The following is a 22,172-nucleotide window of genomic DNA, read 5'->3' on the forward strand; positions in this document are numbered from 1 at the left end:
GGCGGCGCGCCCCGCGCGCCCCCCCCCCCGCCCGCCCCCCGCCCCCCCCCCCCCCCCCCCCCCCCCCCCCCCCCCCCCCCCCCCCCCCCCCCCCCCGACGCGGGCTCAGCGCGTTGCGGCCTGCTCAAGCTCACCGATGCCGCCGAAGCGGGCACCGACGTCGGCCGTTCCGGCGGTCGGCGGAGGACCGTCCGGGCCGCCGGCTCCGGCCCGGCCGTCCTTGCGCCGCTGCCACTGGTCGACGACGAGGTTCAGCACGAGGCCGACCGCCCCCCAGATCCCGATGACCAGGAGGTTCCTGCCGATTCCGTCGCCGCCGAAGTAGATCATCGATCTGGCGGTGTCGACCGCGGCCGGCAGCGGCAGGATGTCCTGCAGGACACGGAACAACTCGGGCACCATGTACACCGAGAGTCCACCACCGGAGGCGGGCACACCCGCCAGCATCATCACGACCATCACCGGGACGGTCGCGGCCAGACCGAAGGTTCGGGTGAACACCCCGGTCACCAGGGACACCGCGAAGATGGTGACGGCGCCGAAGCCGATCATCTCCCAGGCGTGCCCGTTGACCGCGCCGACGATGACGTCGAAGAGCAGCCACAACCACACGGCCATCCCGATCGACCAGCCGCCGAGCAGAGGGAGGAACTGGCGCAGCTTCTTCAGCTCCGGTGCCCCGCCACGAAGCACGGCCAGCATCAGGAACCCGGCCATGATCCACGACATGCCGACGTACAGGCTGTTGCTGCCCATCGTGTCGGTGTCGGTGAGCGGCGCCACGTCGTTCACCGACAAGGGGGTCTGCTGCTGGGCGGAGACCTGCTGGAACACCGCCTTCACGACGCTCTGCTGGCTGACCCCGGCGCCCGAGGAGGTGTAGAGCGTCGCCTCGGCGCCCTGCGCCTGTGGCAGGACGTAGGCCGCGACGACGTCCTGGCCGAGGATGCGCTCGGTGGCCTCGTCCACCGACGCGACCGCCTCGACGTCGAGTATGCCGCCCAGGCTCGACTCCAGGCCGACGGCCACCTGCTCGGCCTGCCCGGTCGTGCTGCCGACCACGAGGACCGGGAGGTCACGGGGCTCCGGCTTGTGCATGGAGAAGCTCATCAGGCCCACCACCATCACCAGGATGGACAGCGGGAAGGCCGCCACCGCCAGGTAACGGAACCGCTTGGACCTCGGCGGGCCGCCCGCGAGCGCCGGCAGCCGCGTGTTGGGGTCGGTGACCACCGGGGCCCCGGGGATCGTGTGTCCGCCGGTGCGCTCCTTGAGCAGGCACAGCAGCAGGGCGACGGCGGCCCAGAGGGCCAGCGCCAGCAGGTGCCCACCGGCGCCACGGCCGTCGAAGTAGAGGATGGCGCGGAGCGTCTCGCCCGCCGCCGGGAGCGGGAGCACCCCGTGCAGGAACGAGAAGAAGCCGGGCATCACGTCGACCGACAGCGCCAGGTTCGACGCCGGCATGCCGAGCACGACGTACAGCAGCATGCCGATGAGGACCGCGAGCGGCCCCATCAGCTTGCTTAACAGCAACTGGCCGAGACCGACAGCTCCGGTCGCCAGCATCCCGACGCCGAGGAACTGGAGGTAGTGGCCGTCGACGGCGCCCACGATCGGCCCGAGGATCAACCAGATGATGCTGCTGGTGAGCGCCGACCAGCCGGCCAGCAGCGGCAGGAACCGCCGCAGGGACAGCAGGTGGGGAACCGCCATCAGCAGCAGGCTCAGCGGCACGTACCCGGCCAGCATCATGCCCATGGCGGCGAACAGGACTGCCGTGCCCGATCCGTCACCTTCCGGTAGGGGAACGACGTTCTCGGTCGCTATCGTCCAGTTCTGCCCGACGGCGACCGGGGCGAGCATCTGCTGGACGGTGGTGGCCTGGGAGGCCCCGGCTGCCATCGCGCTGTAGATCGTCGCGGTGGCCGACCCCTCGATCGGGATCTCCAGCGCGCCCGCGATCTCACGGTCCTTCAACAGTTCCACCGCGTCGCCGCCGGACGGCACCAGCCGCGCGTCCATGGCCCGTTCCGGTGCGGAGTTCAGCGCGTTGACGATCGCCTCCGCCCCGGGCCCCGTCCCCACCACGGCCACCGGCATCTCCCGCGGGTGCGGCGAGTGCATGGTGCCCATGTAGGTGGCGAACATCATCGTGACCATGATGAACGGCATGGCGAAGAGGGCGATGTAGCGCGCGATCCGGGTCTTACGGTCCTCCTCCGCCGGAGCGCTTCCGGGGGCGGTGGTGGACGAGGGGTCCGGCGGGGACTCCATAGGCGTGACTCCTGGGGTGTTGTCGGACGAGCGCCGAAGGGACGAGGGTCGTCGCGGGTTCGCCACGCGGACCGGCCCACTGAGTAAATGTAAGTCACGCGGCTTACAAAGTCGCGTTCGGGTACCTTGATGTCCGTCACACCCGCCCCGACGTGCGAGGAGGTTCCCCCGATGGCCCGCTCAGAGGCGGCGCGGACCGCGCTGCTCGACGCGGCGGAACGCCTGTTCGCCGAGGCGGGCATCGCGCAGGTCTCCGACCGCAAGGTGGCCGAGGCTGCCGGGAACACCAACCACTCGGCCGTGCACTACTACTTCGGCGGCCGCGAGGGCCTGCTCCGGGCGCTGATCATCCGGCACGCGGTCGAACTGGAGGAGCCACGTCGGAGGATGTTCGAACGCTCCGACTCGGTTCTCGACGACGTGCGGAGCCTGGTGGTGCCGTTCATGGACGCCATGGCCCGACTGCCGCGGCCGAGCTGGCGGGCCCGCTTCCTCAGCCAGGCCATCCACGACCCGGTGACCGCGACGCTGATGCGGGAGAGCGCGGAGTCCGCCCCGACCGCGACGCTCATCGCCCGTTCGGCGGTGTCCCGCCTCAGCCACCTGCACCCGGGGGTGGTGGCCGGGCGGGCGAGCCTGATCACCCGGATCGTCGCCACGGCCTGCGCCGAGGTCGAGGCACGCGCCGAGCGGGACGGGCAGGACCCGTGCTGGCACTCGGTGGGCGACTTCCTGTCCGACGCCATCACCGGGATGATGCTCGCCCCGATCAGCCAGGCGGGGAGCACGAATCCGTTGACCGAGGCGCCGGCCCTGTCGGTGCCATGACGGCACGGCCGTGCCACGGGCGCCCGCACCGTGACCCCGGCCAACGCCCCACCGGTCGCCGCGACCACCACGGCGGCACAGCCGTGGTGGTCGACGTCACCGTCACCGACACCGACCTCGCCGGCGACACCCTGGGCACCGTCGTGGGCAGCGGAACCACCCGGCGGACCAGGTGGCCCGCCACGGCGGGGTCAGCCGGCCGGACGTGGCGGGAGCCCGAGCCGCTGGCACGCCTCCTGGTACATCCGCACCACCTCCTGCCGGATCTGGACCCGTTCGGTCAGCCGGTGGGCGAACGGGACGCGCACCGGAACCTCGATGTCGTGCACGGTGACGGCGAACTCCATCCCGTCGACGTCCAGCCCGGTGACCCGGGCCCGGGTGGCGGCCGGCTGCCCGCCGAGCGCCCGACAGATGAGCAGCGAGTCCCCGGCGTGGTCGTCGTTCATGTGCCGGCTGACGGCGGCGATCACCTCCGGGGGGAACGGGGCGCTCACGCCGCCGCCTCCGCGCCCTCGCCCGGCACGAGCCGGGACAGGCCGGCGAGGACCTCGGTGTTGTGCCGGTACGCCACGAGCACCTCCGCCAGCAGGGTGGCCCGCCCCGCCTCGTCGAACGGGAGGGCGTCCAGCCTGGCCCGGTAGGCGTCCTTGTACGCCCGGGGGTCGGGGATCCGGTCGAACCGGTAGAACGCCGCGCCGGCCTCCCCCGTCAGGCCGTGGTGCCGGGCGAGCGACCGACCGATGTGCAGTCCACCGGAGAGGTCGCCGAGGTAGCGGGTGTAGTGGTGGGCGATGAACCGTTCCGGTGACCCGACGCAGACCTCGCCGATGTGCTCGGCGTAGGAGACCGTCGCCGGGTCCGGGTCGACCCGTCCGCGCCAGTCGGGCCCGAGCAGGAACTCCAGGTCCGCGGCGAGGGCGGGCAGCCGGGTCAGCGCGTCGTCGACGAACGGGCCGGCGAGCGGGTCGTGGCGCATCGCCTCGGCGGCGTGCTCCAGCGCCTCGTAGATCACGTGGTGCTGGACCACCATGGCGGTGTAGCCGGCCCGGTCCAGGTGGCCGGCCACCAGGGCGGCGACGTACCGCTGGGACTCGGCGGCCTGGTGGGCCTCCCGGCCGGTGGCACGCAGTTGCGCCGAGAACGGGATGCTGGTCATAGTCATCTCTCTTCCAGGGGGACGGGGGGTCGCACCGCTGGCCGGCGTCGGGGGACGATCAGCGGCAGTCGGGTACGTGGGTGCGGCACGACCTCGATGTCGTGCCGGTAGACCTCGCTGAGCAGCGGGGCGGTGAACACCTCGGCCGGCGGGCCGACGGCCCGCACCCGGCCGTCGGCGAGCAGGGTAACGGTGTCCGCGTACGCGCCGGCCAGGGCCAGGTCGTGCAGCACGGCCACCACGGCGTCGCCGGCTCGCGCCCGGTCGCGGGCGATCCGCATGACCAGCTCCTGGTGGCGCAGGTCGAGGGCGGCGGTCGGTTCGTCGAGCAGCAGCACGACGGCCTGCTGCGCCAGCGTCCGGGCCAGCGCGACGCGCGCCTGCTCGCCGCCGGACAGCGACGGGTACGGTCGGGCGGCGAACCCGGCCACGTCGCACCGCCGCAGGGCTTCGGCGACGATCTCGTCGTCCCGCCGCTGTTCGGGCCTGCCCGCCCAGGGCGCCCGTCCCATCCGCACCACCTCGTCGACCGTGAACGGAAAGCTCAGCGTGCTGCGCTGGGGTAGCACGGCCCGGCGCATCGCCAGCTCCACCGGGGACCAGCTGGCCAGCGGCAACCTGTCGATCTCGATGGTGCCCGCTGCGGCCGGCAGATCGCCACTGACGGCGGCCAGCAGAGTGGACTTGCCCGCGCCGTTCGGCCCGACCAGGGCGTGCACCTCGCCGGCTCGGACCCGCAGGTCGACCCCGTCGAGCACCGGCCGCCCGGCGCGGGCCACGCGCAGGCCGGCGACACTGACGCGGGTGGCGCCGTCCGGCACCGGGACCGGCACGCGGGGCGCCGACCAGCGGCGCGGGCCGCGCGGCGCCCCGCCTGCGAGCGGGCTCATCCCCAGCCTCCGGCCCGGCCCCGGGTGCGGCGCAGCAGCCAGAAGAACGCCGGCCCGCCGACGACCGCGGTGAGCACCCCGAGCGGGAGTTCCTGGTGGTCGACCAGGGTGCGGGCGGCGAGGTCGGCCGCGATCACCACGATCGCCCCGCCGAGCGCGCTGGCCGGCAGCAGTACCCGGTGTCCCGGGCCGGCGACCATGCGGACCAGGTGCGGCACCACCAGGCCGATGAAGCTGATGATGCCGGTGAAGGCCACGGCCGCCGCGCCGAGCAGCGCGGTCACCACGATCATCCGGATCCTCAGCCGCTCGACGTCGACCCCGAGGTGCCGGGCGGCGGACTCGCCGAGGGCGAGCAGGTCGAGCCTGCGGGCGTCCGCGTACGCGACGCCGAGCCCGACCACCAGGCAGGGCGTGGCCAGGGCGACCGCCGACCAGTTCGCCGGGGCGAGGCTGCCCAGGTTCCAGAAGGCGATGGCCTGCACCCCGGCCTCGTCGCCGACGAACATGAGCAGGCCGATCACCGCGCCGGCCACCGCGTTGACCGCCACGCCGGTCAGCACCAGGGTCACCACCTCGGTCCGGCCACCGGAGCGGGCCAGCAGGTAGACGGCGTACGTGGTGGCCAGCCCGCCGGCGAAGGCGGCGGCGGGCACCGTCCAGCCGCCCAGGACGGTGACGCCGGTGACGATGGCCAGGGCTGCCCCGACCGCCGCCCCGGCGGACACCCCGATCACGCCGGGTTCGGCCAGCGGGTTTCCGAACACGCCCTGCATGACGGCACCCGCGCAGCCGAGCGCGGCGCCGACCACGGCGGCCAGCACCACCCGGGGAAAGCGGACGATCCACAGCGCGTTGTCGCCCTGGGGGTTGGCCGGCGGGGTGCCGACGTCCAGGCCGAGCCGGTGCAGGACGGAGCCGAGCACCTCGGCCGGGGAGACCTGGACCTGCCCCCGGCCCGCCGCGACGAGGACGACCAGCACCAGGGCGGCACCGAGGCCGGCGAGGAGCGCCGGCCCGCGACCGGCCCGGCGGCCCGCGGTGGGTCCCGCCGGGCGTCGGGCGGTGGTGTCGACGCCGGTCACGACAGCTTCCCGCAGGAGTACACGGCCGAGGCCAGGGCCTGCACGGCCGGCCCGGACCGGGTGCCGAAGGTGAGCAGGACGCCGTCGTCCATGTCGACGATCCGGCGGGCCGCGCCGGCCGGGGTCTGCCCGACCCCAGGGAGCTTCAGCAGGCCCTCGACGCCACCGACGGAGGCGAGGCCGGCGCTCATCACCAGGATCACGTCCGGCGCCGCGTTGATCAGGCCCTCGCTGGTCAACGGGCGGAACTTGGTCAGGCCTGCGGCGCTGCCGGCGTCCACCCCGCCGATCGCCTCGATCATCGCGTCCGAGCCGGCTCCCCGGCCGCCGATCAGGTAGACACCGGCGGTGCCGCGCAGGTAGAGGAAGGCGATCCGGGGGGCACTCCCCTGTGGCGCGGCGCGGCGGGCGGCGGCGATCTCGCCCTCGACACGGGCCACGAGCTGTTCGCCGGCCGCCGCGACGCCGAGGGCCGCCGCCACCGCGCGGACGTGCCCCGGTACGGCGGCGAGGGTCTGCTCGGCCTCGACCATGACGACGGGGATGCCGGAGGCGCGGAGCTGGCGCAGCGCCTCCGGCGGCCCGATGGTGTCGTCGGCGAGCACCACGCTCGGGTTGAGGGCGAGCACCGCCTCGGCGGACAGGTCGTGCCCGGCCGGGGTCACCACCGGCAGGTGCGCGGCGGACGGGAAGGTGGTCGAGGTGTCGCGCCCGATGACGTTGCCGCCGAGGCCGAGGGCGAACACGGTCTCGGCGATCGACCCGGAGAGGTTCACCGGCAGGATCCGGCCGGCGTCGGTGACGGTGACGGTGACGCCGTCGGCGGAGGTGACGGTGGCCGGGAGGGCGGGCGCCGGCGTGGGCCGCAGCGCGGTGACGTCGGTGCTGTCGATGGCGGCGGTGACCGGCCCACAGGCGGCCGGGTCCGCCGGGGCGACGCCGGCGCTGGGTGTGGAGCAGGCGGCGACGGCACCGACGAGCAGCGCCAGCACAGCGGACAGGCAGGGGCGGCGGGCGGCGGGCGGAGCGGTCCGGAGCCGCCCGGCGGGGGCGGTCACCGGGCGGCTTTCCGGCGGCGCCACCGGCGCAGGACCAGCAGCGCCGTGGCCGCCACCACGAGGAGCAGCAGCGCGAGGGTCCACCCCCGGCCGGCACCCGAGGCAGCACTGACCCGGCTGACCGCCAGCTCGGTCGCGCCGGCCCCGGCCCCGGGGGCGCCGTCTGCGGCGGGGGTTCCGGCCACCGGGGCGCCGGCGGGGGTGGCGGGACCGGTCCGACCGGCCGCGGTGGCCGGTGGGGCGGTGGGAGCACCGGTGGCGCCCGACGCGGTCCGGTTCGAGGCTGCGGCGCCGGTCGGCGCCGGGCGCGGGGTGGCCGGCTTGGAGGCGGCGGCGCGGGCGAAGGTCACCGGCACCCGGACGTCCTGGGACCGGTCGGCGGCGCGGGTGTGGTCGGCGCGGGTGATGACCGCGCACCGGCGGGTGGCGCAGTCGACGGCGCCGATGGTGGGGGTGACCCGCAGGGTGGCCCGGAACGTTCCGCCCGCGCCGTAGGGCACGGCCAGCCCCTCACCGTAGGAGGGCGGGTTCGACGAGATCCAGTGGGACGCCCCGAGCTCGCCGGTGGTGTCGGCGCCCCCGCCGCACGGGCTGGGCACCGCGCCGGCCCCGTTGTCCACACAGAACGCCACGTAGATGCCCTTGGTGACGTCGTACCCGCGGCCGGAGACGGTGACCGTCCCGCCCGAGCTGCCCAGCCCGGTGCTCGGGGTGACGGTGAGCGTCTGACCGCCCGCGCCGCGGCCGGTGCCCGCCTGCGCGGGAGCCGGAGCGGCGACGACACCCAGAGTGATCAGAGCGGTGGCCAGGATGGCGTGGCGCCGTGCTCGCATCGGACTCCTCACGCGACAAGGGGGCGGCATCGACCGCCCGACCCAGAGTTAGGTTTGCCTAACCTAAGTCACGAACCCGCTGCTCACAAGGGGTTGTTCGGTTTCGGATCTTGGCCCGATCGCGGATGGCGACAGAATTTAGGGTTGCCTAACCTAAATCACTGTCCGTAACGGATCGAGAGAGGAAATCAGCATGGTCCGATCCAGAGCCGGTCACGCCTGGCGGCGGTCGATGCGTTGGGCGGCGGTCGCCACCCTGGGCCTGTCGGCCGCACTCGCGGGTGCCGGCCCCGCCTCGGCAGCCGAGGCCGACATCACCGGCGGCAGCCTGACGTGGGGCTTCAAGCAGACGTTCCGCACCTACGTCTCGGGCGGCAACGGCAGCCCACCGATCGCGGTGAGCAACGGGGCCACCGTCAACGCCGACGGGACGTTCACCTTCCCGTCGACCGGGGGCACCCACGACTCCGCCACCGGCGCCACCAGCGCCCGGTACGGCGGCACCGTGGTCTTCTCGTACCCCGGGCACTTCTTCAAGATCACCCTGGCCAACCCGACCGTCGACGTCTCCGGCGGCACCGCCGCCCTGAAGGCGGACGTGGACCTCGTCACGACGGCGGCCGAACCGGTCTCGGTGCGGCAGGCGACCATCGCCACCCTCGCCGTGAACGGCGGCAACCCCGGCGGCGGCGCGGGCACGGTGACCGGCACCAGCCTCGCGGCGACGCTGACCAGCGCGGGCGCTTCGGCGTTCAACGGCTTCTACGCCGCCGGCGACGCGCTCGACCCGGTGTCGTTCACCGCCACCACCGGTGGCACCGGGCCGGCGGGTCCGGCGGTGTCGGTCACCCCGTCCAGCGGGCTCGACCCGGCCGGGGCGACGATCACGGTCGAGGGCTCCGGCTTCGACCCGGCGGCCAACCGGGGGGCCGGCTTCTACGTGTCGTTCGGCCCGAAGGTCGACCAGCACTGGCTGAACGCCGGTGTGTTCCAGGTGACCAAGTGGGTGAGCGCGGCGAACGAGCCGACCGCGTCGCGGGACAAGCTCAACGCCGACGGCACCTTCCGCACCACGTTGCCGATCAGCGCGGCCTACACCGACAGCACCGGCAAGCAGGTCGACTGCCTGGCGGTGCAGTGCTACGTGGTCACCTTCGCCGCACACGGCTCGACCGACCGCAGTCAGGACACCTTCGCCCCGGTCACCTTCACCCGGGCCGGTACCGGCGGCGGCGACGCCCAGCAGCGGATCACCGCCACCGTGACGGGCGGCCCGCTGACCCTGAGCGTGGCCGGTTCCGCCGTCGCGCTGCCGGCCGTGACCAACGGTCAGGTGGCCAGCGGTGACCTGCACGACGCCACCGTGGCGGACCTGCGGGGCACCAACGCCGGATGGAGCCTGGTCGGTGAGGTGTCCGACTTCACCTCCGCCACCGGCGGAGTCATCGCCGCGAACAACCTCGGCTGGACGCCGAGCGCGGTCGCGGTCGACGACCCGCTCGGGGGCACCGTCGGCACCGTCACGCCGGGCACGGTCGCGGCGCCGGGCGCCGGCCTCGGGGCCGCCCGGGCACTGTGCACCTCGCCCACCGGGGCCAGCGGCGGCACCTTCGCCTGCGGCGCCCAGCTCAACCTGGGCGTGCCGGCGTCCGCCGCGGCGGGCGACTACACGACGACCCTCACCCTGACCCTCTCCTAGGTCGGGACCGGGTCACCGGTGGGGGGGGGGGGGGCCCGGCCCCCCCCCCCCCCCCCCCCCCCCCCCCCCCCCCCCCCCCCCCCCCCGCCCGGGTACCGCAGCCGGCGCTCGACTACTACCTCGTCCACCCCGACGGGAGCGCCGCCGCACCGGAAGGGCTCGTCGTGGAGGAGTTCGTGCTCGGCGAGGACTGCGCGGCGGTGCGTCTCGACTCCGCCGCGTGGACGCCGGCGGACGGCCACTGGTGGGACTGCGCGGCCTTCAGCCGGAGCATCCGGGTGGACGCCGAACTGCGCCGCCGGGTGGTCGGGGTGCCGCGGCACGAGGCGGCGACCGCCTACCGTCGGCTCGGTGGCGGCGAACTGCCGGGCGAGGAGGCGCTGCGCGGCCACTTCCACGACGGGCAGCCGCTGTCCACGGCGGCCCCGCTACGGCTCAACCCCCGCCCGGCCGGGCCGCGCGACAGCCGCGTCTACCGGGTCCTGTTCGCCGCCGACCTCCGCCCGGACGGGCTGGCGAATCTGGGCGGCGTCTGGCGGATGGCGAGCACGGGCGACCCGGCCGACCCGGAGGCGCGGATCATCGGGGTTGCCGCCCGCCGGGTCGGGGCCGACTCCTTCACCTGGCACCTGCGCCGGATCGGCGGCGGCGGCCCCTGGTGCCTCGACCTGACCGCCGACCTAGCCGCCGTCGGCGGCGGCTCGCTCGGGCCGCTGCTGCGCGAGCTGACCACGACGCTGCGAATGCAGGGGCTCATCCCGGTCACGATCGAACGCTTCTCCTGACCGCCGGACCGGGGCCAGGCGGTCCGACCGGGGCGAGGCGGCCGGAGCGCCGGGGGCGGTGCCCGGTCGGGTGCCGACGGCGCGGTCCGGTCGTCCCCACGAAGAGCCGGGGGACGACCGGACCGCGAGGGTTCGGCCGGGATCAGCCGACGGTGCCGGTGACCGCGCTGCCGGACCTGGTGACCTTGTACGTCACCTTCTCGCCGCTCCAGAAGTGGAAGGTGAGGGTCACCGGGGCGTTGTCGTTCACCTCGGCGAAGAAGTCGGAGGTCAGGGTGATCACGTTGGTGCCGTAGTTGGGCGCGAACGTCCGGTCGAACTCCTTGAACGACGTCCAGTTCTGCGGGCCGGCGTTGCTTCCGTCGGCGTACTTCGCCTCCATCGTGGCGAGTTGGTCGCCCCGGAACTGGGTGGGGACGGCGAAGGAGGCGGTCGTCCCGGTGGCGTTGCCCAGGATCGGCCGGTCGTAGGTGAGCACGTTGATCCGCCACGGAACGCCCTGCGAGAACCGGGCGGACAGCACCGCGTTGACCCCGTACGCCCGGTTGCCGCTCAGCCGGGTCAGCGCGGACGCGGTGAGCGTGAGCTGGTTGCCGCTGACGGTGTAGTCGGTGCCCTGGACGAGGTCGGTGTTGCCCTGACGCAGCCCCAGGAACGAGGTGCCGTTGAGGTTCAGGGTGATCGCCTTGGCGGTGATCGGGTTGGCCTTGGCGTTGAACACCAGGTCCGTCGAGGCGGTGCCCGAGCGGGTGGTCCAGCTCGACCTGATCTGCGCGATCAGCTCCGGGTCGCTCCACTGGAACGTGGTCCGGCCGAGGTGCTGGCCGTTGTCCCACAGCATGGTGGTGATCTTCTTGGTCCGCGCGTAGTGGCCCAGGTACTCGAAGAACTTGAGCTTCTCGCCCTGCTCGATGGTGCCGGTGTTGCGGTCGAAGCCGAGCAGGCCGTACTCGCCGAGGATCACCGGGATGCCCTTGGCCACGAAGGCGTTGTACACCCGGTCGAAGGAGTCGGTGAGGTCCTTCTGCGCGGTCGCGTCGAAGTGGGTGCCGCCCGCGATGTTCACGCTGAACGGCCAGTAGCCGTAGTAGTGCACGGTGGCGATGAGGTTCGGGTCGCGCAGGGCGTTGAAGGTGGTCAGCAGCTCGTCGACGCGCGGCTGGTCGGAGGACGTGTGCAGGGTCGGCAGGACCAGCAGGCGCGTGGCGTTGTTGCCGCCGGACTGTCGCACGATGGTGTGGAACGAGGTGTTGAGCTCGTTGAGCAGCGTCGCGTTCTGGGCGTCGCCGGAGCTGCCGGTGAACTGCGGCTCGTTGACGCTTTCGAACACCAGCTTCGGCGACGAGCTGCGGAAGGAACTGGCCAGCTGGGTCCAGATCGCGTTGTACCGGGCCAGCACTCCGCTGCGGTCGGTCGGCATGTTGGCGATCCACTGCCACGAGTCGTGGTGGATGTTGACCATCACGTAGAACCCGTCGGCGAGCGCCCAGCCGACGACCTCCTTGACCCGGTTCAGGTAGGCGGCCTCGATGGTGTAGCCCGGCGCGCCGCCCAGGTGCGCGCTCCAGGTCACCGGGATGCGGATGCTCTTGAAGCCCTGCGCCTTCACGTTGTCCAGCAGCGCCTCGGTGATCCGCGGGTTGCCCCAGGAGGTCTCGTCGGCGCCGGTGGCGTCGAGGGAGTTGCCCAGGTTCCAGCCGGGCTGCATGGCGGCCACGGCGGCCATCGCGTCACCGGCCGGCGGGGGCGTGGTGGGCGGGGGCGTGCTGGTCGGCGGCGCGGTGGTGGGGCCGGTGCTGCCGGTGCAGGCGACGCCGTTGAGCGCGAACGACGTGGGGTTCGTGTTCGCGCCGGACCACGACCCGTTGAAGCCGAACGACACCGTCGCGTTCGTGGCGATGGCGGCGTTGTAGCCGACGTTCGCGGCGGTCACGTCGTCGCCGGCGGAGGTGACCGTGGCGTTCCAGGCCTGGGTGACCCGCTGGCCTGAGGGGAAGGTCCAGGTCAGCTGCCAGCCGTTGAGCGGGTCGCCGAGGTTGGTGACGCCCACGTTGGCGCTGAACCCGCCCTGCCACTGGCTGCTGACCTGGTACGCCACCCGGCAGCCGGACGCCGCCTGCGCGCTGCCCGCCGTCGTCATCCCGAGGCCGGCCACCAGGAGCGCGACTGCGCCGGTGACCACTCCGATCCGCCATCGTGTTCGTCGTACGGTGCCTCGCATGCCGGTCATGACACTCCTCGCCGGGGACAGTTGCTGCCGCTTCGATCGACCACGCCGGGGCGCCGTCGCGGGCGTGGGACGACGCCCGATTTGCACCGCAGATTAAGTTGAGAATCCAAACTTTGTCAATCGCTGACGACCTATGCCATGCTTCCCGCGAGGAGCCCGCCGCCCCGTCCGACGTCGCCCACCACTCACCGCCGCCTCGTCCCCGGTGTCGCCCTGGCCCGTGGCGCCGGTCGCGCCGATAGGCCGGTTTCAGCCTCTGGCATCCGGCCGCCGTAGAACCATGGTGGGGCGGGCACCCCCGGGACCTCTCGGCCCGGCCGGCCGCACGCCGACGGTGAGGGGCGACGAGGGGACGACGTGGAAGGGCTCGTGCTGATCGTGGTGCTGGCGGCCACCGTGCTGGTCGGCACCACCCTCGGCGGGCGTTACCGCGTCGCGCCGCCCGTCCTGCTCATCGGCATGGGCGCGCTGCTGGCGCTCGCCCCGCCGCTGTCCGACGTGGTGCTCGAACCGGACGTGGTGCTACTGCTGTTCCTGCCGGCGATCCTCTACCGGGAGAGCCTCACCGTCAGCCTGCGGGAGTTCCGCGCAAACCTGGTGGTCATCGCCCTGCTCGCCGTGGCGTTGGTGGCGGTCACCATGGTGGCGGTGGCGGTGGTCGCCCAGGCGGTCGGGGTGGCCGGCCCGGCGGCCTGGGTGCTCGGCGCGGTGCTCGCCCCGACCGACGCCGCCGCCGTCGCCGGCCTGGCCAAGCGGCTGCCCCGCCGGTTCCTCAACATCCTGCGAGCGGAGAGCCTGATCAACGACGGCACCGCGCTGGTCCTCTTCGCCGTCGCGGTCGGCCTGATCACCGGCGGCGCCCCGCCGGGACCGCTGCCGCTCCTGGAGCGGATCGGCGGATCGTTCCTCGGCGGCGTCGCGGCCGGGCTGGTGGTCGGCGGCCTGGTCGTCCTGGTACGCCGCCGCCTCGACGATCCGCTCCGGGAGGGCACGCTCAGCGTGCTCACCCCGTTCGTCGCGTTCCTGATCGCCGAGGAGCTGCATTCCAGTGGCGTGCTCGCCGTGGTGGTCGCGGGCCTGGTGCTCGCCTACGCCGGGCCCCGGGTGATCCGCGCGCCCTCCCGGGTGACGGCCCTCGCCTTCTGGGACCTCAGCACCTTCCTGATCAACGGAGGCCTGTTCGTGCTGCTCGGGATGCAGATCCCCCGCGCGCTGCGCGGGGTGACCAGCACGTCCCTGGCGCGGGCGCTGGTCATCGCGGTGGCGGTCGCCGTCACGGTGCTGGCGACCCGGATGGCCTGGCTGCACCTGTCGGCGTACCTGCTGGAGCTGATCGACCGCCGCAGGTCCCAGCGGGCCCTGCGGGTCGGTTGGCGGATCCGTACGGCCGCCGGCTGGGCCGGCTTCCGGGGCGCGGTGTCCCTGGCCGCGGCGCTCGCGGTGCCGCTGTCCACCCCGGCCGGGCATCCGGTCCACGAGCGTGACCTGATCATCTTCTGCACGGCGGTGGTGATCGTGCTGATCATGCTGGTCCAGGGCACCACCCTCCCGCTCGTGGTCCGGTGGGCGGGCCTCGTCGGGGACCAGCAGCGGGTCGACGAGGCGAGTCGGGCCCGGTTGCGGGCTGCCGAGGTCGCGCTTGCGGCGCTGCCGGAGGTGGCGGGCGGGCTGGGCGCGGGGCCGGAGGCCGTCGACCGGGTGCGCGTCGACTACCAGGCCCACCTCGACGACATGCGGGCCGCCGACGTGGGGGAGGAGTCCGAGCGGGCCCGCGACGTCGAGCGCCGGCTGCGGCTGGCGGTCCTGGAACGCAAGCGCCGCGAGATCACCCGGCTGCGCGACGCGAACGAGATCGACGACACGGTGCTGCGGGAACTCCAGGCCGCGCTCGACATCGAGGAGATCCGGCTGCTGGGCCCGGCCGCCCCCGAGTGACGGGCGACCCGCCCCGCCCCTCCGCGGACCCGCACCGCCGGCGGCTCACCAGGGTCGCGGTGCCGGCCATCCTCACACCGTCGCGCCACCACCGGCGGACGCGACGCGCAGCGGCTGCGGGACGGCCCACCACTGCTCGGGCCGGTCGACGACGACGGCGGTGGTCGGGGCCTCGCACACCCGGGCGAGGCGCAGCAGGAACGCGGCGATCCCCGCGGCGCCCTGCATCCAGGCCGTCCCCGGCGGAAGCAGGGGCGGTTCCCGCCGGTGCTCCACGAACCGCCACCGGGCGCCGGCGTCGTCGCGGACCGCCCGCTCGACCAGCGCGTCGCCCATGGTCCGGGCGGACCGCAGCAGCCGTTCCGCCCCGGCCCGATCGGGGCAGCCCTGGGCGGCGTCGAGCAGCATGTCGCCGACCCCCGCGGTGCCGCAGCAGCGGCCGTCGTTGTCCCAGAAACCCGGGCGCAGCCGGTGCGGCACGCCCGCGGCGAGCACCGAACGCAGGCAGCGTTCCCGCAGCTCACCGACCGGGAACCCGGCGACCTGTTCCACTCCGGCGAAGGCCAGCGCGGCGAACAGGTACGACGTCCCCGTCGGCCCGTGGCACCAGCCGTACGTCACCGGCTCCACCTCCCGCCGCGAGGCGGGGATCGTGTGTGGCACGACGAAACCGTCGTCGTCCAGGCAGCCGACGGCGAGCAGGTGCCGGGCGCCCGCGCGGGCGGCGTCGAGGAAGTCGTCCCGGCCCAGCGTGTGCCCGGCGACGGCCAGCGCCGTGGCCACCCCCGCCGTGCCGTGCGAGTAGTTCGGCAGGCTCGACGGGTGCCCCGGCCGCAGGCGCCAGTCCAACCCGGCGGGGGTCGGCTCGGCCGCCCGCAGCAGCGCCTCCCCGCCGGTCGACATGATCGCGGCGGCGGCGTCGCCACCCGCCCAGGCGGCGGCCAGCACCACGCCGGCCGTACCCATGATCAGGTCGGTGAGAGGCCCCCGGTGGTCCGGCCCGAGGTCCAGGGTGGTGTCCCACCCCGCCGGGGTGCGCAGCTCGGCGAGCCGGCGCAGCGCGATCCCCTCGCGTCCGGGGGCGAGCAGTCGCAGCGCGACCACGTCCCCGGCCAGCCCGTCGCCCAGGGACGGCTCGGCGCGCACGGCCGCCCCGGCCGACAGCCGGGTCACGATTCCCGCCGCGAGGGACCGCTCGGCGTCCGTCAGTGGCCGGTGCCGCCCGACCTCGGCCAGGACCGGGGCCAGCCCGGCGATCCCGGCGTACAACGAGTCGCGGTCCCCGGCCGGGTCGCCCGGTGGCCCGTCGTCGGCGACCGACTCGGGCAGCCACGGACCGTCCTCTTCGCGGACCTGGCCGAGCACCCACGCCCACCCCGCCTCGCCCAACTCGCGGTACCCGACTGCGTCCGTCACCCGGCCACCGTACCGGCGGGTGCGACACGCCCCTGGCGGCGGTTGGAGTCGCACCCTGGCCTGCGCCAGCAGACCGCGCCGCCGCCCGCCGACCACGTGACGCTGCGGCTGGTCACCTGCGGCGGCCCCTTCAGGGCGGGATCAGGACCGCCGCCGCTCCAGCCGGCGCAACGCCGCCTGCTGGGCCGCCTCCAGGGGCCCCCGCCCGAACCTGGCCGTCCACCAGCGCGCCACCAGGACCAGCGCGCCGCTGACCCCCGCCCAGAGAGCCAGCACCCACCAGGGTTCAGCCCCCGGCCAGGCCGAGGCCAGCCCCAGCCCCCAGCCGTAGCAGAGCACGACGCAGAGCACGTTCTGCAGGACATAGGACGACAGCGCGGTACGACCCACCGCGGTCAGCCCGGCCGTCACCGGGCCCGAGCGGCTCCGGCGCTCCAGCAGCACCCCGACCAGGCCGAGGTAGCCCAGCGCCAGCAGCGGCGCGCAGACGTACCGGTCGATCAGGAACAGCTCCGGCCCGGCCAGCGTGGTCGCGGCGTTCAGCGGGAGACCGGCACCCAGCCCGAGGCGGAGCAACCGCCGGCGCAACGTCCGGCCCCGGTCGTCGGCGTCGAACGCGCCGGCCCGGAACAGGCGCACCCCGAGCAGGAAGAGGAAGACCAGCAGCGCGAAGCTGAGGATCGGCTCGGCGCGCAGCGGCAGCCAGTTGACCAGCCGGAAGTCGACCTGCGCCAGGTAGCTGCCCTCGGTGAACAGCCGTGCGGGCGCGGCTTCCTCGGTTACGGAACCGGGCCCGCCGGTGGACGGGCCGAGCGCCAAGGCGAGGGTGAGCAGCGTCATGAGGGCCACGTGCAGCGCGCCCGCCACGTACATCGCCACCCGCTGCGCCCGCTCGGAGCGGGCCAGCAGCCATGCCACCAGCAGCGCCGTCACCGCGTACCCCATCAGCACGTCGAAGGCGAAGACCAGGACGAAGTGCAGCGTGCCCTCGATGAACAGCAGCAGCGCCCGCCAGCCGTAGCGGCCCGGCCACGCCCTGCCGCCGGCCAGCGCCGAGCGGTGCTGGATCGCGAGGCCGACCCCGAACAGGACGGTGAGCAGCGCGAGAAACTTGCCGTTGGCGAGGAACCGGAACACGGCCTCGACGACGACGGCGACCGGTCCGCCGGACAGGTCGGCGGTGGCCGACACCGCGGCGGCGTCGGCCAGGAACCGGGCCTCCGAACCCGGGGCGGCGAAGATCCACACATTGGTGGCCAGCGTCCCCAGGATCGCCACCCCCCGCAGAACATCGAGCAGGGCGATCCGGGGCGTGGCGGTCGGAGCGGGCGTGGCGGTGGCGGCTGCGGTCATGTGGTCCCCTGTTACGGCGCGACTGGCCCTGTCACGGTGTCAGCCGGAACGCCGCCGATCGTCATACCGGCCGGTGAGATCGGGATGCTGCTTTCGACGGACGAGACATCCGCCGGGTGATGCCCGTCACGGCTGACGCACCACACACCCCACCCGGAGCAGGGGGCAGGCCCGTCCCACCCCCGCCCACGCCTCGTGAAAGGGTCCGACGGGTGAACACCGCCCTGAGGATCGCCGACGACGCGTGGCGCCGCCCCGGCCCCACCTCCGAACAGCAACGACACGACCTGTACGTCGGGCTGGCCGTCGCGGTCGTCGCGCTGTTCAACCTCACCCTGACCAGCAGCGCGGGCGTGTTCATGTTCGGCGACCCGCCGTCGTGGCCCGAGCGGCTCCTCTGGTCGGTCGCGGTCACCCTCCCCCTGGCCTGGCGACGTCGGCGGCCCGAGGCGGTCGCCGTGGTCGTCGCGGTCGCGTTCATCGCCGGCCAGGTCCGCTCCGCCCCCGAGGCGCAGCTCTCCTCCGGCGCGCTGTTCGCCGCGATCTACACCCTCGGGGCGTGGGGCCCCGACCGACGCCGTTCGCGCGCTGTCCGGATCGCCGTCATCGCCGCCATGTTCGCCTGGATCGCCCTGGCGTACGCGATCGGCTTCTCCGACCTGCCGCCCGGCGCGTTCGCCGACGCCGCGGGCCCGGTGCCACCCGTGCTCGCCGCCATCGTCAACGGCGTGCTGCTCAACGTCCTCATCTTCGGCTTCGCGTACTTCTTCGGCGAGACCGCGTGGACCGCCGCCCGCCGCGAACACCAGCTCGCGGCCCAGGCCGACCAGCTGCGCCAGTCCCGGGCCGAGGCCCACGAACGCGCCATCCTCACCGAGCGGGTCCGCATCGCCCGCGAGCTGCACGACTCCGTGGCCCACCACGTCTCCGTCATGGGCGTGCAGGCCGCCGCGGCGCGGCGCGTCCTGGAGCGTGACCCCGCCAAGGCCCGCACCGCCCTCGGCGCGATCGAGCAGAGCGCCCGCAGCGCCGTCGACGAGCTGCGCCGGATGCTCGGCCTGCTACGCCAACCCGGCGGCGCGGGACCGGGCGAACGGCCCGCGACGACCGGCGTCGACCGGATCCCCGAGCTGCTGGACAGCGCCCGCGCCGCCGGCCTGCGCACCCACGTCGGCGTCTACGGCGACCCCGTCCCGCTGCCCGGCCCCGTCTCGCACACCGCGTACCGGGTCGTGCAGGAGGCCGTCACCAACACCGTCAAGCACGCCGGGGCGAGCATGATCGACGTGCGTGTCCGCTATCTCGCCAGCCAACTGGAGGTCGACGTCAGCGACGACGGCCGCGCAGCCGCCCCGCCGAACCCCGCAGGAATGGGTCTGATCGGCATGCGCGAACGGGTCGCCGCCCACGACGGTGAACTGGAGACCGGCCCCCGCACCGGCGACGGCTTCCGCGTCCGGGCACGCCTACCGCTGACCAGACCGGCCGTGGGCAGGGCGGCGTGAGCGCCATCCGGGTCCTGCTCGCCGACGACCAACGCCTCGTCCGCACCGGCTTCCGGGTCATCCTCGAGGTGGAGGACGACATCAGGGTGGTCGGCGAGGCCGCCGACGGCGCGCGGGCCGCCGAACTGGCCGCCACGCTGCGCCCCGACGTCGTGCTGATGGACGTGGAGATGCCGGGCGTGGACGGCCTGGAGGGCACCCGCCGGATCACCGCCGCCCCCGGGGCGCCGGCCGTGCTCATCCTCACCACCTTCGACCGGGACGACTACCTCTTCGCAGCCCTCCAGGCCGGGGCCAGCGGGTTCCTGCTCAAGAACGGCACCCCCGAGGATCTCGTCGACGCCGTGCGCATCCTGCACCGGGGCGACGCCCTGCTCGCCCCGGAGATCACCCGACGGGTCATCGCCACCTTCGCCGCCCCGGCCGGCCGCGCCCCCCGGATGGACCCGACCCTGCTCGACGGGCTGACCCCGCGCGAGCGCGAGGTGCTGGAGCTGCTGGGCCGTGGCGTCACCAACGCCGAGATCGCCGCCGCGCTGTACCTCGGCGAGGCCACGGTGAAGACCCACGTCAGCCGGGTGCTGGCCAAGCTCGGGCTGCGCGACCGCACGCAGGCGGTGGTCTTCGCGTACGAGCACGGGGTGGTACGCCCCGGCGGGTGAGCTGGTCCACCCCGTGGCGGACGCCGGGGTCCGCCTCCGGCCGGACGGCAGGAGACCCCGGCGGCGGCTAGCGTCCAACGCATGATCAACCTGCTCCGCGTCGAGGGGGTCAGTCGAAGCTTCGGCGACCGGCGGGTCCTCACCGATGTCTCCTTCGATGTCTCGGCCGGCCGGATGACCGGCTTCGTCGGCGCCAACGGCGCCGGCAAGACCACCACCATGCGGATCATCCTCGGCGTGCTCGCGCCCGACTCCGGCGCCGTCACCTGGCGCGGCGCCCCGCTGACCCCGCAGTCCCGCCGCCGCTTCGGCTACCTGCCCGAGGAGCGCGGCCTGTACCCGAAGATGAGCGTCCGCGACCAACTCGTCTACCTCGGCCGCCTGCACGGCCTGACCGCCGAGCAGGCCCGCGCCAACACCACGGACCTGGTCGACCGGGTCGGGCTCGGCGAACGGGCCGGCGACCTGGTGGAGACGCTGTCCCTGGGCAACCAGCAGCGCGCCCAGATCGCCGCAGCCCTGGTCCACGACCCCGACGTGCTGGTGCTCGACGAGCCGTTCTCCGGGCTCGACCCGGCAGCCGTCGACACCCTCGTGACCGTGCTGCGCGAGCGGGCCGCCGCGGGCGTGCCGGTGCTGTTCTCCAGTCACCAGCTCGACGTGGTGGAGCGCCTCTGCGACGACCTGGTGGTCATCGCCGGCGGCGCCGTCCGCGCCGCCGGCTCGCGCGACGAGCTGCGCGCCGCGTACACCCGGCCCCGCTACGAGCTGGTCACGGACGACGACCTCGGGTGGCTGCGGGACCAGCCCGGGATCACCCTGGTCGACCTCGACGGCGCCCGTGCCGTGTTCGACCTCGCGCCCGGCCACGACGACCAGCGCCTCCTGCGCGCCGCGTTGGACCGGGGCCCGGTGCGTGCCTTCCGCCCCGTCGCCCCCTCCCTCGCCGAGATCTTCCGGGAGCTGACCCAGTGACCACCTTCGCCGCCGTCCGCCTGGTCGCCGCCCGCGAGATCCGCGTGAAGCTGCGCGACAAGACCTTCCTGATCAGTACGCTGTTCTTCCTGCTCTTCGCCGCAGGCGCGGCCATCCTCCCGGCCCTGCTCGCCGGCACGCCCACGTCGGTGGCGGTGTCCACCCCGGCTGACGCCGACGTGATGCGCCAGGCCGGCCTGGACGTCCGCCCGGTCGCCGACGACGCCGCCGCCGAGCGGCTGGTCCGCGACGGCGACGTCGACGCGGCGGTGGTCGCCGGCCCGCAGGTCCTCGCCCTCGACGAGCGCCCCGCCGACGTGCTCCGCGCGCTGAGCACCGAGCCGCCGGTGCGACTGCTGGACCCCGACACCGTGGACCCGGTGGCCGCGTTCCTCGTCCCGCTGGCCTTCGCCATGACGTTCTTCTTCACCTCCCAGCTCTTCGGGGTGCAGATCGCGCAGAGCGTGACCGAGGAGAAGCAGACCCGGATCGTGGAGATCCTCGTGGCCGCCGTGCCGGTCCGGGCGCTGCTCGCGGGCAAGGTGATCGCCGGCGGCGTGCTGGCCCTGGGACAGATCGCGCTGATCGTCGTAGCGGCGGTCGCCGGCATGGGGATCGCCGACGGTGGGGGCGGGATCCTGCCGCTGCTCGGCCCGGCGCTGGGCTGGTTCGTGCCGTTCTTCGTGATCGGCTTCGTCATGCTCGCCGCGCTGTGGGCCGTCGCCGGCGCGCTGGCCAGCCGGCAGGAGGACATCGCGGGGGTGTCGATGCCGGTCCAGCTCGTGGTGATGTTGCCGTTCTTCGCGGTGGTGTTCCTCAACGACAACCCGCTGGCCATGCGGATCCTGTCCTACGTCCCGTTCTCCGCGCCGACCGCGATGCCGCTGCGGCTGTTCACCGGCGACGCCGCCGGCTGGGAGCCGGTGTTGTCGCTGCTGGTGCTGCTGGCCACCACCGTCGCCTGCCTGGCCGGGGGAGCCCGGCTGTACGAGGGCGCCCTGCTGCGGACCAACGGGCGGGTTACGCTGCGCCGCGCATGGCGTGACCGCGAGTCGATCGGCTGAGCGAGGCCCGTGCCGCTCGTCGGCCCCCTCCCGGGTGGGGGAGGGGGCCGATTTGGCGGGGTGGAGGGGAGGGGGTAATGTTCCGCGTCGGCAGGGAAACGGACGCCAAGTGGGAGACCACGGCGGGCGGCCTGCCGGACCCCAGGAAGCGCCCGACGAGAGTCGGTCGCAGAATGGTGCCCGTAAATTGGGTGGAAGTTGGTCGGATCGGGTTACACCGGTTTGACACGGCGGAAATCGGCGGGTAACGTAGTAAAAGTGCCCGGCGCGAGAGCGGCGGGTGTGGGTGCGGAAAAGCCCCGGACGGGCCCCTCCTGGTGGGGGTGTCGGATGGTGTGTGGTTGTTCTTTGAGAACTCAACAGGGTGCTTGATAAGCCAGTGCCAATATGATTTATACCCGGGCTGGTTGGGGCTTTAGGG

18 protein-coding genes are annotated in these 22,172 nt (G+C 74.0%); 8 read left to right on the forward strand and 10 right to left on the reverse strand.

Annotation, left to right across the window (positions count from 1 at the left end):
• Positions 1-105: 105 nt before the first annotated feature.
• Positions 106-2,274, reverse strand: coding sequence for an ABC transporter permease (locus tag ACFYZF_RS21480; protein ID WP_387023368.1), 2,169 nt, complete (start codon positions 2,272-2,274; stop codon positions 106-108).
• A 171-nt stretch (positions 2,275-2,445) separates the two neighbouring features.
• Here ACFYZF_RS21480 and ACFYZF_RS21485 point away from each other — a divergent pair, with 171 nt between their 5' ends.
• The gene (locus ACFYZF_RS21485; protein ID WP_387023370.1) at positions 2,446-3,102 is read left to right on the forward strand and encodes a TetR/AcrR family transcriptional regulator; all 657 of its coding nucleotides are present in this window, start codon (positions 2,446-2,448) and stop codon (positions 3,100-3,102) included.
• 191 nt (positions 3,103-3,293) lie between these two features.
• On the opposite strand, the gene ACFYZF_RS21490 is transcribed toward ACFYZF_RS21485, so the two are convergent.
• The 6 genes from ACFYZF_RS21490 to ACFYZF_RS21515 are packed head-to-tail and all read right to left on the reverse strand — an operon-like array spanning position 3,294 to position 8,127.
• On the reverse strand, positions 3,294-3,599 hold the full coding sequence (locus tag ACFYZF_RS21490; protein ID WP_387023372.1) for a DUF2470 domain-containing protein: 306 nt from the start codon (positions 3,597-3,599) through the stop codon (positions 3,294-3,296).
• Complete coding sequence (locus ACFYZF_RS21495; protein ID WP_387023373.1) at positions 3,596-4,261, reverse strand: heme oxygenase (biliverdin-producing); 666 nt, start codon at positions 4,259-4,261, stop codon at positions 3,596-3,598. The genes ACFYZF_RS21490 and ACFYZF_RS21495 overlap by 4 nt, the downstream gene beginning before the upstream one ends.
• Positions 4,262-4,263: 2 nt before the next feature.
• Complete coding sequence (locus ACFYZF_RS21500; RefSeq protein ID WP_387023375.1) at positions 4,264-5,151, reverse strand: heme ABC transporter ATP-binding protein; 888 nt, start codon at positions 5,149-5,151, stop codon at positions 4,264-4,266.
• Positions 5,148-6,236, reverse strand: coding sequence for a FecCD family ABC transporter permease (locus ACFYZF_RS21505; protein WP_387023377.1), 1,089 nt, complete (start codon positions 6,234-6,236; stop codon positions 5,148-5,150). Before ACFYZF_RS21505 ends, ACFYZF_RS21500 begins: the two co-directional genes overlap by 4 nt.
• Positions 6,233-7,294, reverse strand: coding sequence for an ABC transporter substrate-binding protein (locus tag ACFYZF_RS21510; RefSeq protein ID WP_387023379.1), 1,062 nt, complete (start codon positions 7,292-7,294; stop codon positions 6,233-6,235). The genes ACFYZF_RS21505 and ACFYZF_RS21510 overlap by 4 nt, the downstream gene beginning before the upstream one ends.
• Positions 7,291-8,127, reverse strand: coding sequence for a hypothetical protein (locus ACFYZF_RS21515; protein WP_387023381.1), 837 nt, complete (start codon positions 8,125-8,127; stop codon positions 7,291-7,293). The genes ACFYZF_RS21510 and ACFYZF_RS21515 overlap by 4 nt, the downstream gene beginning before the upstream one ends.
• A 193-nt stretch (positions 8,128-8,320) precedes the next feature.
• On the opposite strand from ACFYZF_RS21515, the gene ACFYZF_RS21520 reads away from it, so the two are divergent.
• Together ACFYZF_RS21520 and ACFYZF_RS21525 are read left to right on the forward strand one after the other, a co-directional pair.
• Positions 8,321-9,826, forward strand: a complete 1,506-nt coding sequence (locus ACFYZF_RS21520; RefSeq protein ID WP_387023383.1) for an HtaA domain-containing protein — start codon at positions 8,321-8,323, stop codon at positions 9,824-9,826.
• Positions 9,827-9,990: 164 nt separating this feature from the next.
• A complete protein-coding gene (locus tag ACFYZF_RS21525; protein WP_387023385.1) occupies positions 9,991-10,611 on the forward strand; it encodes a hypothetical protein in 621 nt (206 codons plus the stop codon).
• 142 nt (positions 10,612-10,753) lie between these two features.
• Here ACFYZF_RS21525 and ACFYZF_RS21530 read toward each other — a convergent pair whose 3' ends face one another.
• A complete protein-coding gene (locus tag ACFYZF_RS21530) occupies positions 10,754-12,841 on the reverse strand; it encodes a cellulase family glycosylhydrolase (RefSeq protein WP_387023387.1) in 2,088 nt (695 codons plus the stop codon).
• 357 nt (positions 12,842-13,198) lie between these two features.
• On the opposite strand from ACFYZF_RS21530, the gene ACFYZF_RS21535 reads away from it, so the two are divergent.
• Positions 13,199-14,776: a Na+/H+ antiporter gene (locus ACFYZF_RS21535; protein WP_387023389.1), complete on the forward strand. Its 1,578-nt coding sequence runs from the start codon at positions 13,199-13,201 to the stop codon at positions 14,774-14,776.
• Positions 14,777-14,848: 72 nt separating this feature from the next.
• Here ACFYZF_RS21535 and ACFYZF_RS21540 read toward each other — a convergent pair whose 3' ends face one another.
• Positions 14,849-16,192: a lanthionine synthetase LanC family protein gene (locus ACFYZF_RS21540; RefSeq protein ID WP_387023391.1), complete on the reverse strand. Its 1,344-nt coding sequence runs from the start codon at positions 16,190-16,192 to the stop codon at positions 14,849-14,851.
• 141 nt (positions 16,193-16,333) lie between these two features.
• On the reverse strand, positions 16,334-17,545 hold the full coding sequence (locus ACFYZF_RS21545; protein WP_387023393.1) for a DUF418 domain-containing protein: 1,212 nt from the start codon (positions 17,543-17,545) through the stop codon (positions 16,334-16,336).
• Positions 17,546-17,757: 212 nt separating this feature from the next.
• Here ACFYZF_RS21545 and ACFYZF_RS21550 point away from each other — a divergent pair, with 212 nt between their 5' ends.
• The 4 genes from ACFYZF_RS21550 to ACFYZF_RS21565 all read left to right on the forward strand — a co-directional run bounded on the left by ACFYZF_RS21550 (position 17,758) and on the right by ACFYZF_RS21565 (position 21,751).
• Positions 17,758-19,050 carry a sensor histidine kinase gene (locus ACFYZF_RS21550; RefSeq protein ID WP_387023394.1) on the forward strand — a complete coding sequence of 431 codons (1,293 nt, stop codon included), beginning with the start codon at positions 17,758-17,760 and terminating at the stop codon, positions 19,048-19,050.
• On the forward strand, positions 19,047-19,712 hold the full coding sequence (locus ACFYZF_RS21555; protein ID WP_387023396.1) for a response regulator: 666 nt from the start codon (positions 19,047-19,049) through the stop codon (positions 19,710-19,712). Before ACFYZF_RS21550 ends, ACFYZF_RS21555 begins: the two co-directional genes overlap by 4 nt.
• 81 nt (positions 19,713-19,793) lie before the next feature.
• On the forward strand, positions 19,794-20,687 hold the full coding sequence (locus ACFYZF_RS21560) for an ABC transporter ATP-binding protein (RefSeq protein WP_387023398.1): 894 nt from the start codon (positions 19,794-19,796) through the stop codon (positions 20,685-20,687).
• Positions 20,684-21,751 carry an ABC transporter permease gene (locus ACFYZF_RS21565; protein WP_387023400.1) on the forward strand — a complete coding sequence of 356 codons (1,068 nt, stop codon included), beginning with the start codon at positions 20,684-20,686 and terminating at the stop codon, positions 21,749-21,751. The genes ACFYZF_RS21560 and ACFYZF_RS21565 overlap by 4 nt, the downstream gene beginning before the upstream one ends.
• Positions 21,752-22,172 lie beyond the last annotated feature (421 nt).

Source organism: Micromonospora sp. NPDC001898, assembly GCF_042891255.1.
Taxonomy (GTDB): domain Bacteria; phylum Actinomycetota; class Actinomycetes; order Mycobacteriales; family Micromonosporaceae; genus Micromonospora.